The sequence below is a fragment of the Thiomonas intermedia genome (assembly GCF_002028405.1).
In the GTDB taxonomy this organism is placed as follows: Bacteria; Pseudomonadota; Gammaproteobacteria; order Burkholderiales; family Burkholderiaceae_C; genus Thiomonas; species Thiomonas intermedia.
In genome coordinates, this window is sequence record NZ_CP020046.1 from 3,058,710 (window position 1) to 3,072,262 (window position 13,553).

Sequence of the window (13,553 nt, forward strand, 5' to 3'; positions counted from 1 at the left end):
TCACGCCCTGTTACAGCTGCGAGTAAAGCGTTTCAGCAAAGCGCTTGATTCATGTCAGTACGGACGCCTAGGATTTGGGTAACGATAAACATTCCTATTTAGATCCGTATTCGATCCGTAGAATGCCATCAAGCCCGTCCGCCCCACTCCATCTCTCCGTTTCTGCCATGTCCACCCTCTCTGAGATCATTTCCCTGGCGCAACTCACGCCGGGTCAATGTGCCGAAGTCGTCGAAGTCGACGGCGGGCGTGCCATGACCCAGCGCATGCTCATGCTCGGCATCCGGCGCGGCACCGGGCTGTGCGTGGTGCAGGGGCCGAGCAAGCGCGGCGTGGTCGTGCGCGTCGGCGGGGCGCGCATCGCTCTGGGGCGCGGCGTGACCGAGCAGATTCGCGTGCAGCCTGGGGCCGCACGCACCGGGGAGGTTGCATGAGCGCCTGTCACGATGGCGGCTGCGCGCCCGAAGTTCAGCAGACGCAGCGCGGGCGTCAGGTCGTGGCGCTGGCGGGCAATCCCAACTGCGGCAAGACCACCATCTTCAATCTGCTCACGGGGGCGCATCAGCATGTGGGCAATTGGCCCGGCGTGACGGTGGAGCGCCGAGCGGGTTCTGCCAGTGTGGCGGGCCGCAAGCTGTCCGTGGTCGATCTGCCGGGCGTCTACAGCCTGCTCGGGGGCGGCGGCGTCGATCAGCGCGTCGCCCGGGAGTATCTGCTGGGCGACGAGGTGGATCTGGTGGTCAACATCGTCGATGCCTCCAACCTCGAACGACATCTGGCGCTGACCGCCGAATTGCTCGAAGTCGGCAAGCCCATGGTGCTGGCGCTGAACATGGTGGACGAGGCTCAGGCCCTGGGGCTGGAGCCGCAGGTTCAGGCTTTGTCGGAGCATCTGGGCATTCCCGTGGTGGCGCTGGTCGCCCGCAAGGGGCGTGGTCGCAAGGAATTGCTCCACACCATGGACCGCGCTCTGAGTGAGGCCGTAGCAGCACGGGCTCCCGGCTACGGCGCGGCGGTGACGCAGGCGCTGGAGACCGTTGCGTCTGCACTGCCGGGGGCGCAGACCGGCACGGCCGCGCGGCGGTTCGAGGCGCTGCGACTTCTGCAGGATCTGGCCGAGCCGCCGACTCAGGCGTTGCAGGCCGTGGTGCAGCGCGAGCAAGCGGCGGTGGAAGCGGCCGAAGGCGAGGCCGCAGTGGACTGCATTGCCGCGGCGCGCTTCGGCTGGGCGCACGAGGTGGCGTCGGCAGCGCTGCAGCGCCGTGGCCAGCCCGGCTTGCGCCAGCGCTTCACTGAAGTGCTCGACCGGGTGGTGCTCAACGAATGGCTGGGCGTACCGATCTTTTTGTTGGTGCTCTATCTCGTGTTCGTGGTGAGCTTCTCGGGCGGCAATATCTTTCTCGATTTTTTCGATCAGGCGTCCTCGGCCTTGCTGATCGGCGGCGTCGGTCATGTGCTGCTGCAGCTCGGTCTGCCGGACTGGGTGGTGCAGGTGGCGGCGGGAGGGGTTGGAGGCGGACTCAATCTGGTCATCGCCTTCATTCCGCCGATCGGCCTGACCTTCCTCTTTCTCGCCCTGCTCGACGATTCGGGCTATATGGCGCGCGCCGCCTATGCGATGGATCGATTCATGCGGCGCATGGGTCTGCCGGGCAATGCCCTCGTGCCCATGGTCATCGGCTTCGGCTGCAATGTGCCGGCCATCATGGGTTCGCGCATCATCGAAGACCCGCGCGGGCGGGCGTTGACCGTGCTGATGCAGCCCTTCATGTCCTGTTCGGCCCGGCTCACCATCTACATGGCCTTCGCCGTGGTGTTCTTCCGCGAAAGCGGGGGGCAGGTGGTGTTCCTGCTCTACGTGCTCGGCATCGTGGTGGCCCTGTTGACGGCGTGGATGTTGGGGCGCACGGCCATGAAGGGCGAGCCCATGCCCTTTGTCATGGAGCTGCCGCCCTATCGCCTGCCCAGCGTGCGCAGCGTGGTGCTGCAGAGCTGGCAGCGGCTGAAGGTTTTCATGTTCCGCGTGGGCAAGGTGATCGCCGCCATTGGCCTGGTGCTGTTCATACTTCCGGGCGTCGGCTGGACCAGCCAGGGGCTCAAGACCACGGACATCGACCATTCCCTGCTGGCGCAGGGCAGCCAGGCGCTCACGCCGCTGTTCGCGCCCATGGGCATCACCCGCGACAACTGGCCGGCGGTGTCCGGGTTGGTGGCCGGTGCGGCGGCCAAGGAGGTGGTGATCGGCACGCTCAACGGCATCTACCAGCGCCAGCAGGCGGCCGACGCGATGCAGACCTATCGCCACCCGGATGTCTTGAACAAGCTGGGCGCGGCACTGATGACCATTCCCGACAACGCCAAAACCTTCATCAGCACGCTGACCGACCCCCTGGGCCTGCACGATCTGAACTCCACCAAGGACGCCGAGGCGGCGTCGGGTGCGACCAACGAAACCCTGGCGGGACTGGCCGCCGCGTTCACGCCGCTTTCCGCTTTCGCCTACCTGGTCTTCGTGCTGCTTTATGTGCCCTGCGCCAGCACCATGGGCGCGCTGCGCCGCGAGGTGGGCTGGGGGTGGATGGTGTTCTCCATCGCCTACGGCATCGGGCTGGCCTGGGCGGCGGCCACGGTGATCTACCAGGCCGGCACGTTCGCGCAGCACCCGGCCAGCTCGGCCGGCTGGATCGGCGGATGCCTGCTGGCGTTCGCCCTGCTCGTCATCGGCCTGCGGCAGTATGGCCGCCATGGCGGCCTGGGTTCGACCCCGGCTTTGGAAGGCGCATCGGCATGAGCGCGCCGGGCCGCTCCCAAGCGCTCATCCCGCAGCGCGCAGCGCGGAGGATTGCCTTATGAGCGCGGTTCTGTTCGATGTGCGCGATGCGCTGAAGGCGCGGCAGATGGCTTCGGTCGCTCAGATCGCCGCCGATTTGAGCCTGCCGACGAGTGCCGTGCAGGACATGCTTGCCCACTGGGTGCGCAGGGGTCTGGCGGCTGAAGTCGCGTCGGGAGCGACGGGGGGCGGCTGCGGCAGTGGCGCCTGCGGGGGGTGCGGCCAGTGCGCCTCGCCTTCGCCGGCCCAGGCGCTCTATGTGTGGCAGGGGCCGGGCAAACTCCAGTCTGCGCCGCATCCGGTGTTCGCTCTGCGGCCCGCCGCCTGACGCCTACCACGGCGCACACGGGCGCGCGGCTGCAAGGTCTTGCATCAGGGTCTAGGCTTTCGGTGATGTCTTTTTTGCGCACCCGGTGGGCGCGCTTTGTCATTGACCGGAGAGTCCCATGCACACCCCCATGATCTATCGCCATCTCGGCCGCAGTGGCCTGCAAGTCAGTCTGTTCTCGCTCGGTTCCTGGGTGACGTTTCACAACCAGGTCGATGCCTCCGGCGTGCGGGAGATGATGGCTGCCGCGCGTGATGCCGGCGTCAACTTCTTCGACAACGCCGAGGTCTATGCCAACGGCCAGAGCGAAAGCCTGATGGGCGAGGCGCTGGCCCAGCTCAAGTGGCACCGCCTCGATTACGTGGTTTCGAGCAAGTTCTTCTGGGGCCTGGACGCGGGCACGGCCGAGAAGCCGCGGATCAACGGCCGCAACACCCTCAACCGCAAATACCTGATGCAGGCGGTGGACGGCAGTCTGCAGCGGCTGAAGCTCGATTTCATCGACCTGATCTACTGCCATCGGCCCGATCCGCATACCCCGATCGAGGAAACCGTCTGGGCGCTGCACAACGTCATCGAGCAGGGCAAGGCGCTCTATTGGGGCACCAGCGAGTGGAGCGCCGACGAAATCCGCGCCGCTTACGAGATCGCCGAGCGGCATCACCTGCACAAGCCCGTGATGGAGCAGCCGCAGTACCACCTGTTTCATCGTTCGCGCGTGGAACAGGAGTACGCCCGCCTCTACACCGACCTCGGCCTTGGACTCACCACCTGGAGTCCTCTGGCTTCGGGTCTGCTGACGGGCAAGTACCGGAACGGCGCGCCCGCAGGCAGCCGTGGCGCCATGCAGAGCGTGAGCTTTCTGCGCGATGGCCTGCTCGACGCCGACCGCAACGCCGCGGTGCAGCGCTTCGAGGCCCTTGCGAAGCAGATCGATTGCAGCGTGGCCCAGCTCGCACTGGCCTGGGTGGCGCACAACCCGCGGGTGAGTTCGGTGATTCTGGGCGCGTCGCGGCTGTCGCAACTGGAGGAGAACCTGGGCGCGCTGAACGTACTGCCCAGGCTCACGCCGGACGTGCTCAGCCAGATGGATGCCATTTCCGCGCCACTGGCAGCCTGATCGGCTGCCGCCACGCGCCATCTCAGGGCGCCGTGTCGCGCTCCAGCGCGCTCAGCCAGCGCAAGGCGTGCTCGCGATGGTCGCCGCACATCTCGGCGCCGGGCTGCAGGCCGCTGCAGACGCTCGGCCGTTCCGGCTTGCCGAACAGGGCGCAGCGCAGATCGTCCAGGAGCTGCACGCAGGGCACGCCTGCGGGCTTGCCCTGGGGCATGCCGGGAATGGGACTGCTGATCGACGGTGCGATGCAGCAGGCCGCGCAGCCCGGCCTGCACTCAGCCGCGCTTGAGGTGTGACCGGGCACGTCGATCAGCCGAACAGCTTGCGGGTGATTTCGGCGACGTGCTTGCCCTGATAGCGGGCGATGTCGAGTTCGTTGGCGCTCGGCTGGCGGCTGCCGTCGCCTTTGCTCAGCGTCGTGGCGCCGTAGGGCGAGCCGCCGCTGACGGCGTCCATGTATGTCAGCCCGGCGCAGGCGTAGGGCACGCCCACGACCACCATGCCGTGATGGAACAGCGTGGTGTGGAAGGAGGTGATGGTGGTTTCCTGACCGCCATGCTGCGTGGCGGTGCTGGCGAACACGCTGCCGACCTTGCCCACCAGCTTGCCTTGCTGCCACAGCGCGCCGGTCTGGTCGAGGAAGTTGCGCATCTGGCCGCACATATTGCCGAAGCGCGTGGGCGTGCCGAAGATCACCGCGTCGTAGTCCGCCAGATCGGCGGGCTGGGCGATGGGGGCCACCTGATCGGTCTTGGCATGGATGGCGGCCACGGTTTCGGCCGGCATGGTTTCGGGCACGCGCTTGATGTCCACGGTGCAGCCCGAGACGCTGCGGGCGCCTTCGGCCACGGCCTGGGCCATGGTTTCCACATGGCCCCAGGTGCTGTAGTAAAGAACAAGAATCTTCGCCATCGTTGATCTCCTCATGAAAGGGTGTGAGCAGGGGGAGCAGGCCGGTTCGGCACGCTGCTCGGCATTGTGGTCTGCCGGTGGTGTTTGTGCAGGGCAGGGGTGATCATGCGGGGTCGGCCCGAATCGAACCCTTCATGCCGGTAGATCCTTGCCCAGGCGCTCGGCCAGAAAGTCCACCAGCGCCCGCACGGCCGGCAGCAGACCCCGGCGCGAGGCGAACACCGCGTGGATGATTTCAGGCCGCGGCGCCCAGCCGGGCAGCACATGGCTGAGCTGGCCCTGGGCGAGCTGCGCCTGCACCATCATCAGCGGAAGCTGCACGATGCCCGCACCGGCCACGGCCGCCTCGCGCAGCGCGGGCATGCTCGACGACACCAGCCGCGGCTGATGGCGGATCGCGGCTTGTGCCCCTTCCGGTCCATGCAATTCCCAAGTCTGGGTCACGCCGAGCTGGCTGCCCAGTGCCAGGCTGGGCAGACCGGCCAGGCCGGCGGGTGCCTGCGGCACCTGCGTATGGGCCAGCAGGGCCGGACTGGCCACCAGCACCTGCACCCTCTCGGCGAGGGTGCGCAGCACGAGATCGCTGTCGTCGAGCGGCGGGGGGCGCACGCGCAAGGCCACGTCGATACCTTCGGCCACCACGTCCACGCGCCGGTTCGTGGCGTCGAGCTGCAATTGCACCTGCGGGTAGCGCACCAGGAAGGCCGCCACCATGGCGCCGACCTGCGCATCGAGCAGGGCCACCGGGCAGGTCATGCGCACCGCGCCACAGGGCTCGGCGTGGGTGCGCGCGATGGCTTCGTCGGCGGCTTCCGCCTCGACGAGCATGGCCTTGCAATGGGTGTAATAGGTCTGGCCGAGTTCGGTGACGGCAAAGCTGCGGGTGGAACGCTGGATCAGCCGGGCCCCGAGTTGGGCCTCAAGCCGGGCGATCCGGCGACTCAGCGTCGATTTCGGCAGACCCAGCGCACGCCCGGCCGGCGCGAACCCGCCTTGCTCGACCACCTGCACGAAGTAATACAGATCGTTCAAATCACGCATGGGGCAATTGTTCCACCAATAGAACGATGAAGGCAATTTTTGTGACTACCGGAGACATTGTTCCATCCCTATGCTTGCGTCATCACGGGGCAGGGCCCCGGATTCCAGGAGAAACAGGGTGAAAACGCTTCAAGGCATTTACAGCAACCCGCGCCAACATTGGGTTGGCGACGGCTTTCCCGTGCGTTCGCTGTTCAGCTACAGCAGCCATGGCGTGCAACTCAGTCCCTTTCTGCTGCTCGACTACGCCGGCCCTGCGCAGTTCGCGCCCGGCACGCAGCCGCGCGGCGTGGGCGAGCACCCGCACCGGGGCTTCGAGACCGTGACCATCGTCTATCAGGGCGAGGTGGACCATCGCGACTCGACCGGGGCCGGTGGCCACATCGGCCCGGGCGACGTGCAGTGGATGACCGCTGCCGCAGGCATCCTGCATGACGAGTTTCACTCCCAGGCGTTCACCGAGCGAGGCGGCACGCTGGAGATGGTGCAGCTCTGGGTCAACCTGCCGGCCAGGGACAAGCTGTCGCAGCCGGGCTATCAGACCCTGCTCAGCCGCGACATCCCCGACGTGGCCTTGCCCGAATCGGCCGGGCGGGTGCGCGTCATCGCCGGGGCCTATGACGGGCACCGCGGTCCGGCGCGGACCTTCACGCCGATGGACGTGTGGGACGTGCGGCTCAACGCCGGCGCGCAGACCCGCTTCGACATTGCCGCCGGGCGCACGCTGGCGCTGGTGGTGCTGCATGGCGCGGTGAAGGTGAACGGTGACGCGGTGGTGCGTGCGGCGCAGTTCGGGCTGCTCAGCCGTGAAGGCGAAGGCGTGCTGGTTGAGGCGCAGGACGATGCCACGGTGCTGCTGCTCAGCGGCGAGCCGATCGACGAGCCCATCGTCGGCTACGGGCCGTTCGTGATGAACACCCAGGCCGAGATCCATCAGGCCATGCAGGACTTCAACAGCGGCCGTTTCGGTCAGATCGCGGCGTAAGCGCCCTGGCACGACGCGCGGCCCTGGAGGGATTCCAGGGGCCGCGCCCAATCGGTCAACAAAACGGTGACGAGCATGGACACATTGCGACTTCTCATTCTTCCCGGCAGCGCGCGTACCGGCGCGCTCAGCGGCCGACTGGCGGCCTTTGCGGCGCGGGCGGCCGGGCAACAGGGTTTGCAGGCCCGCGTGTTCGATTTGCGCGCGCTGGATCTGCCGCTCTACGACGGCGATCTGGAGGCGGCGCATGGCGTGCCCGTCGGCGCACTGGCCTTGCAGGCCGCGCTGCTCGAAAGCGACGCCGTGCTGCTGGTCACGCCGGAATACAACGGCTTTCCGACCCCGCTGGTGATCAACGCCTTCGACTGGCTTTCGCGCATTCCGGCCTCCGAGCAGCATCCGGCCGGGCTGGCGGCCACGGCCAACAAGCCGGTGGCCCTGCTGTCGACCTCGCCCGGACCGTTGGGCGGTCTGCGGGCGATGAACACGCTGCGGCAATATCTGCAGATGGCCTTTGCCATGCTGGTCGTGCCCCAGCAATACGCCCTGGGCCGGGCGCACGAGGCCTTCGACGAGCAGGGCGCGCTGGCCGACGTGCGTGCGGCGCAAAGCGTGCAGGGCGTGCTCGACGCCCTGAGCAACCTGGCTCGCGCCCTGCGCCAGGTGTGAGCGCCGCTGCGTCCCCTGAGCGGCCATGGCGATGCAGGCAGCGCCTATACTGCGCGCCGAGCTTGTCGGAGCGCCGGGTGCAATTCCCGGCTGAGACTGCGTAACGCAGAATCCGCTGAACCTGATCGGGCTAGGGGGGAGACCTCCAACCCGCGTAGGAAACCAGGCGCCGGTGCTACGGCAGGCATTCATCCATCCATCTTCGGAGGAGCCATGTCTGCACTGCCCGAGTCCCGCCAGAAGGTCGACGCTGCCGCGTTGGCCGAGCGCATCACCCGCACTCCTTTCGCCGCCTCCCGCAAAATTTATTTGCCGGGTAGCCGTCCTGATCTTCGCGTGCCGCTGCGCGAAGTGGCGCTGGCCGACACGCCGGCCGTCTTCGGGGTGGAGAAGAATGCGCCCTTTGCCGTCTACGACACCTCCGGCCCCTACACCGACCCGCAGGCCGACATCGACCTGGCCCGCGGCCTGGCGCCGCTGCGCGCGGCGTGGATTGCCGAGCGCGGTGACACCGAGCGCCTCGCCGCTTTCAGCTCCGAGACCACGCGCCGCCACAATGCCGACGCCGCGCTCGACGCGGTGCGTTTTCCGCAACTGCCGCTGCCGCGCCGCGCGAAGGCCGGCGCCAACGTGACGCAGATGCATTACGCGCGCCGCGGCATCGTCACGCCCGAGATGGAGTTCATCGCCATCCGCGAGAACCAGCGCCTCGATGCGCTCGCCGATGCCGCGCTGCTCAAGCAGCACCCGGGCCAGCGCTTCGGCGCGGGTATTCCGGCGCGCATCACGCCCGAGTTCGTGCGCGACGAAGTGGCGCGCGGCCGCGCCATCATCCCCAACAACATCAACCACCCGGAAAGCGAACCGATGATCATCGGCCGCAACTTCCTGGTGAAGATCAACGCCAATATCGGCAACTCGGCCGTCACCAGTTCCATCGCCGAGGAAGTGGAGAAGATGGTCTGGGCCATCCGCTGGGGCGCCGACACGGTGATGGATCTGTCCACCGGCAAACACATCCACGAAACCCGCGAATGGATTCTGCGCAACTCGCCGGTGCCCATCGGCACGGTGCCGATCTATCAGGCGCTGGAAAAAGTCGGCGGCGTGGCGGAAGATCTCACCTGGGCGCTGTTCCGCGACACCCTCATCGAGCAGGCCGAGCAAGGCGTGGACTACTTCACCATCCACGCCGGGGTGCGTCTGCCGTTCATTCCGATGAGCGCGAAGCGCGTCACCGGCATCGTCTCGCGCGGTGGTTCGATCATGGCCAAGTGGTGCCTGGCGCATCACCGCGAGAGCTTTCTCTACGAACACTTCGAGGACATCTGCGACATCATGAAGGCCTACGACGTGGCCTTCAGCCTGGGCGACGGCCTGCGCCCCGGCAGCATTGCCGACGCCAACGACGAAGCCCAGTTCGCCGAACTCGATACGCTGGGTGAGCTCACGCAGATCGCGTGGAAGCACGACGTGCAGACCATGATCGAAGGCCCCGGTCACGTGCCCATGCAGCTCATCAAGGAAAACATGGACCGGCAGCTGGAGAAGTGCGGCGAGGCCCCGTTCTACACCCTCGGCCCGCTGACCACCGACATCGCACCGGGTTACGACCACATCACCAGCGCCATCGGCGCGGCGATGATCGGCTGGTACGGCACGGCGATGCTCTGCTACGTCACGCCGAAGGAACACCTCGGCCTGCCCGACAAGCAGGACGTGCGCGACGGCATCGTCACCTACAAGATCGCCGCCCACGCGGCCGATCTGGCCAAGGGCCACCCCGGCGCGCAGGCGCGCGACAACGCTTTGAGCAAAGCGCGCTTCGAGTTCCGCTGGGACGACCAGTTCAACCTCGGCCTCGACCCGGAGAAAGCCAAGGAATTCCACGACGAAACCCTGCCGAAAGAGGCGTTCAAGACCGCGCATTTCTGCTCGATGTGCGGGCCCAAGTTCTGCTCGATGAAAATCACCCAGGAAGTGCGCGAGTACGCCGCGGCCAAGGGCGTGGACGCTGGGCGTGCTGCCTCGGTGGGCATGGCGGAGATGTCGGCCGAGTTTCGCGCGGGCGGGGGCGAGGTGTATGTGCACGCGCCCCTGCCGGGCACCCGTGCGAGCGCCGTCATCGATCCCGCGGTCTGAGCATGGCGAACCCGACTTCGGCCAGGGTGGCTGTTGCCGGAGCAGGCCTTGCGGGGCGGCTGCTGGCGTGGCGGCTGCTCGGCGCGGGGGTGTCGGTCACGCTCGTCGACGCGCGGGCGCGCACCGATAGCGATCACGCGGCCGGTGTGGCCGCGGCCATGCTGGCGCCTTATGCCGAGCTGGTGGTCAGCGACGCCCATCTGTTCGCGCTGGGCGAACAAGCGCTGGCCCTCTGGCCGCAGTGGCTGGCCGAGCTTCGGGCGCAGACCGGCAAGACGGTGGATTTCCGCCACGAAGGCTCGCTGGTGGTGGCCCATGCGCCCGACCATGCCGGGCTCGCGCACTATGCCGATCTGATCCGCTACCGCCTGCCCGCCGGTGATCGGCGCGAGGCGGTGCGGTCGCTGGATCGCGCGGGTATCGCCGAGTTGGAACCGTCGATGGCAGGGCGTTTCGAACGCGGCCTGTGGTTGCCGCAGGAGGGCCAGCTCGACAACGGACAGCTGCTCGACGCGCTGGAGGACGCCATTCTGCAAGGCATGGCGCGGGTCGGAGGGCAGTGGCTGGAGCGCACGACCGTGGATCGCGTGGAGGCGCAAACCATCCACACCCGCAACGGCGCGGTGCTAGGGGCCGATGCGGTGGTGGACTGTCGTGGCGTGTACGCCGACTGGCCGGGCCTGCGGGGGGTGCGCGGCGAAGTGCTCACCGTGTCGTGTCCCGAGGTGACGCTGCGCCGCCCGGTGCGGCTGATCCATCCGCGCTACATGCTCTACATCGTGCCGCGCAGCGGCGGCCGCTTTGTCATCGGCGCCACCGAACTGGAGTCGCAGGACACCGGGCCGATCACGGTGCGCTCGATGCTCGAACTCGCCAGCGCGCTCTACAGCGTGCATCCGGCCTTCGGTGAAGGACACATCGTGCGCGCGGCGACCAGTCTGCGTCCGGCCACCGACGACCATCAACCGGTGTGGGCGCAGCGCGACGGCGTGTGGCACCTCAATGGCCTTTACCGCCATGGATTTCTCGTCGCGCCGGCCATGGTGCAACAGGCCGAGCGCACCTTGCTGAACTTGCTGGCCACCGAGCCCGCGCACGATGTGGAGATGAGGCGATGAATACACCCACCGAACCCCTGGCCGGCCTGAGGCTGCACCTCAATGGCGAGGCGCTGGCCACGCACTGCGCCACACTGGCCGAGCTGCTCGCCGAGCGCGGTTACGACACGACCCGCGCCATGGCCTGCGCCGTGAACCAGCAGTTCGTGCCGCGCACCGGCTGGGCGGGTCTGCCGCTGAATGCGGGGGATCGGATCGAGGTCGTCTGTCCTGTGGTGGGAGGGTGACATGATTTTGAACGATCCGGCGCGATCCGCCATGAGCGCAGCAACGCCGGGCTCGGCCTTGCTGACTCAGCCCGATCTCTTGCAGGTGGGCGGTGTCGGCCTGAACAGCCGTCTCTTTCTGGGCACGGCGCGTTATCCGTCCCCCAGCGTGCTGGCGGATGCCGCCCAGGCCGCGCAGGTCGAGGTGCTCACGGTATCGCTGCGGCGACTGGCCCCGCAGAGCCAGTCCGGACAGGCCTGGTGGCAGCGCATTCAGTCGCTCGGGGCGCATCTGCTGCCCAACACCGCGGGCTGTCACAGTGCCGACGAGGCCATCACGCTGGCGCACATGGCGCGCGAAATTTTCGGCACGCCCTGGATCAAGCTCGAAGTGATCGGCGACGACTACACCCTGCAGCCCGACCCCTGGGGCACCGTGGCGGCGGCGCAGACCTTGGTGCGCGAGGGTTTCGCCGTGTTTGCCTACACCACGGACGATCTGGTCACGGCGATGAAGCTGCGCGACGCGGGGGTCGCCGCCATCATGCCCTGGGCCGCCCCCATCGGCACCGGCGCCGGCCCGCGCAACCTGCCGGCACTGCGCACCCTGCGCGAGCGTCTGCCCGACAGTGTGCTGGTGGTCGATGCCGGCATCGGCGCGCCCCATCATGCGGCGCAGGTGATGGAGCTGGGCTTTGATGCCGTGCTGGTGAACACCGCGGTGGCCGAGGCCGGCGACCCGGTGGCCATGGCACGCGCTTTTACACTGAGTGTGCGGGCCGGCCGTCTGGCCCACCGCGCGCTGCCCATGCGCATGCGCGAGGTGGCCCAGGCGTCGACGCCCATGGTGGGTGTGCCGTTCTGGCATCAAGGGAGTTGAACGCGTGAAAAAAGGACGTCTGGAAGCCTTCAGCGATGGCGTGTTCGCCATCATCATCACCATCATGGTGCTCGAACTGAAAGTGCCGCATGGCGAGCGGCTCGAGGCCCTGCTGCCGCTCTGGCCGGTCTTTCTCAGCTATGTGCTCAGCTTCGTCTACGTGGGCATTTACTGGAACAACCATCATCACCTGTTTCAGGCGTGTGACCATGTCTCGGGACGGGTGCTTTGGGCCAATCTGCACCTTCTGTTCTGGCTGTCGCTGTTTCCCTTCGTCACCGGCTGGATGGGCGAGAACCACTTCGCCGCATGGCCGGCGGCGGTGTATGGCGTGGCTCTGCTCATGGCCGCGGTGGCCTACTGGCTGCTGCAAAAGACGCTGATCGCCGTGGAGGGCGAGCGCTCGGTGCTTCGGCGCGCCCTGGGTCAGGACTGGAAGGGCAAGCTGTCGCCTGTGCTCTACATCGCAGGCATCGGGCTGACGCTGTGGCAGCCGTGGCTGTCATTGGCGCTGTATGTGGCGGTCGCCTTGCTCTGGCTGGTGCCCGACCGCCGCATCGAGCGCACACTCAACAGCCACTGACCACAAAGCGCTAGCGTTCCTGGGCGGTCAGTGGCTTGTCTAGAACCGGTCAACGCGACGTCCGAGGATCAGGGATGGTTGTAGGGATAGCGGCTGTCGGGGCGATTGCCGTGTTCATGGTCGGGCCGACCTGGGCCGGCGCCATGTCCCTCGCCAGGGTGCGGGCCGGGAGGTCCGCCCTGAGGACCATGATGGGGCGGAGCCGGATGGTAGGGCGGGCGCCCAGGCGCTGCAGCGTGGACGGGCGGTCGCCCGGGGGCGGCATGAAAACGCTTCCAGTGCGGATCGTGGTCATAGCGGTGCGCATGAGCCTGGGCGCGCTCCCAGTCGCGGTCGTGGAACTTGCGCAAACCCGGCGGAATGCGAGCGGCCGGATGCCACGGGCCGCCGTAATGCGGACCGGTGTACCAGCGGCCACCGCTGTTGTAGTAGTACACCCCGCTCAGGTAGAACAAGGGTTGCGCCACGCCCAGCGCGACATAGCCGCTGAACTCCGGCAGCCACACCATGGTGGGCGGTGCCGCCACGACCACCGGGGGGGGCGCATAGACCGCCTGCGGCGCCACGTACACGGGCGGAGGCGGTGTGCCAATGGTGAGCTGCACGCTGACGGGAGGGCCTTCGGCATGCGCAGACAGAGTCCATGCGCACGCGCTCAGGAGGACAGTGGAGACAACGAGTTTAGGTTTCATGGGGATTCCAACGGATGGGTTGGCGGAACGTTGACAGCGGGGTCAACTGC

General features: G+C 67.4%; 15 protein-coding genes and 1 riboswitch. Of the genes, 11 read left to right on the forward strand and 4 right to left on the reverse strand.

Annotation, left to right across the window (positions count from 1 at the left end):
* Positions 1–167 precede the first annotated feature (167 nt).
* The 4 genes from BVH73_RS14280 (at position 168) to BVH73_RS14295 (ending at position 4,278) form a co-directional block, all read left to right on the forward strand.
* A complete protein-coding gene (locus tag BVH73_RS14280) occupies positions 168–434 on the forward strand; it encodes a FeoA family protein (RefSeq protein ID WP_079419749.1) in 267 nt (88 codons plus the stop codon).
* Complete coding sequence (gene feoB, locus BVH73_RS14285) at positions 431–2,791, forward strand: Fe(2+) transporter permease subunit FeoB (RefSeq protein WP_079419751.1); 2,361 nt, start codon at positions 431–433, stop codon at positions 2,789–2,791. Before BVH73_RS14280 ends, feoB begins: the two co-directional genes overlap by 4 nt.
* A 58-nt stretch (positions 2,792–2,849) precedes the next feature.
* The gene (locus BVH73_RS14290; RefSeq protein WP_079419753.1) at positions 2,850–3,158 is read left to right on the forward strand and encodes a FeoC-like transcriptional regulator; all 309 of its coding nucleotides are present in this window, start codon (positions 2,850–2,852) and stop codon (positions 3,156–3,158) included.
* 130 nt (positions 3,159–3,288) lie between these two features.
* Positions 3,289–4,278, forward strand: a complete 990-nt coding sequence (locus BVH73_RS14295; protein WP_079420677.1) for a potassium channel beta subunit family protein — start codon at positions 3,289–3,291, stop codon at positions 4,276–4,278.
* A 22-nt stretch (positions 4,279–4,300) separates the two neighbouring features.
* Here the strand turns inward: BVH73_RS14295 and BVH73_RS14300 are convergent, their stop codons facing one another.
* The 3 genes from BVH73_RS14300 to BVH73_RS14310 all read right to left on the reverse strand — a co-directional run bounded on the left by BVH73_RS14300 (position 4,301) and on the right by BVH73_RS14310 (position 6,228).
* On the reverse strand, positions 4,301–4,579 hold the full coding sequence (locus BVH73_RS14300) for a YkgJ family cysteine cluster protein (protein WP_079419755.1): 279 nt from the start codon (positions 4,577–4,579) through the stop codon (positions 4,301–4,303).
* Positions 4,580–4,584: 5 nt separating this feature from the next.
* Positions 4,585–5,187 carry an NAD(P)H:quinone oxidoreductase gene (wrbA, locus tag BVH73_RS14305; RefSeq protein ID WP_079419757.1) on the reverse strand — a complete coding sequence of 201 codons (603 nt, stop codon included), beginning with the start codon at positions 5,185–5,187 and terminating at the stop codon, positions 4,585–4,587.
* A 132-nt stretch (positions 5,188–5,319) separates the two neighbouring features.
* On the reverse strand, positions 5,320–6,228 hold the full coding sequence (locus BVH73_RS14310; RefSeq protein WP_079419760.1) for a LysR family transcriptional regulator: 909 nt from the start codon (positions 6,226–6,228) through the stop codon (positions 5,320–5,322).
* A 118-nt stretch (positions 6,229–6,346) separates the two neighbouring features.
* Between BVH73_RS14310 and BVH73_RS14315 the strand changes: the two genes are divergently transcribed.
* From BVH73_RS14315 to BVH73_RS14345, 7 genes are all read left to right on the forward strand, one after another.
* A complete protein-coding gene (locus BVH73_RS14315; RefSeq protein WP_079419762.1) occupies positions 6,347–7,213 on the forward strand; it encodes a pirin family protein in 867 nt (288 codons plus the stop codon).
* A gap of 75 nt (positions 7,214–7,288) precedes the next feature.
* Positions 7,289–7,882, forward strand: coding sequence for an NADPH-dependent FMN reductase (locus tag BVH73_RS14320; protein ID WP_079419764.1), 594 nt, complete (start codon positions 7,289–7,291; stop codon positions 7,880–7,882).
* A gap of 56 nt (positions 7,883–7,938) precedes the next feature.
* Positions 7,939–8,060, forward strand: a riboswitch (TPP riboswitch).
* A 35-nt stretch (positions 8,061–8,095) separates the two neighbouring features.
* Positions 8,096–10,024, forward strand: a complete 1,929-nt coding sequence (thiC, locus tag BVH73_RS14325) for a phosphomethylpyrimidine synthase ThiC (RefSeq protein ID WP_079419766.1) — start codon at positions 8,096–8,098, stop codon at positions 10,022–10,024.
* A 2-nt stretch (positions 10,025–10,026) separates the two neighbouring features.
* Positions 10,027–11,142, forward strand: a complete 1,116-nt coding sequence (thiO, locus tag BVH73_RS14330; protein WP_079419768.1) for a glycine oxidase ThiO — start codon at positions 10,027–10,029, stop codon at positions 11,140–11,142.
* Positions 11,139–11,369, forward strand: a complete 231-nt coding sequence (gene thiS / locus BVH73_RS14335) for a sulfur carrier protein ThiS (RefSeq protein ID WP_079419770.1) — start codon at positions 11,139–11,141, stop codon at positions 11,367–11,369. Before thiO ends, thiS begins: the two co-directional genes overlap by 4 nt.
* A 31-nt stretch (positions 11,370–11,400) precedes the next feature.
* Positions 11,401–12,228 (forward strand): thiazole synthase, encoded by an 828-nt coding sequence (locus tag BVH73_RS14340; RefSeq protein WP_154048549.1) that lies wholly within the window; start codon positions 11,401–11,403, stop codon positions 12,226–12,228.
* Positions 12,229–12,232: 4 nt separating this feature from the next.
* Positions 12,233–12,811, forward strand: coding sequence for a TMEM175 family protein (locus BVH73_RS14345; RefSeq protein ID WP_079419775.1), 579 nt, complete (start codon positions 12,233–12,235; stop codon positions 12,809–12,811).
* 68 nt (positions 12,812–12,879) lie between these two features.
* Here the strand turns inward: BVH73_RS14345 and BVH73_RS14350 are convergent, their stop codons facing one another.
* The gene (locus tag BVH73_RS14350) at positions 12,880–13,503 is read right to left on the reverse strand and encodes a hypothetical protein (RefSeq protein WP_079419777.1); all 624 of its coding nucleotides are present in this window, start codon (positions 13,501–13,503) and stop codon (positions 12,880–12,882) included.
* Positions 13,504–13,553 lie beyond the last annotated feature (50 nt).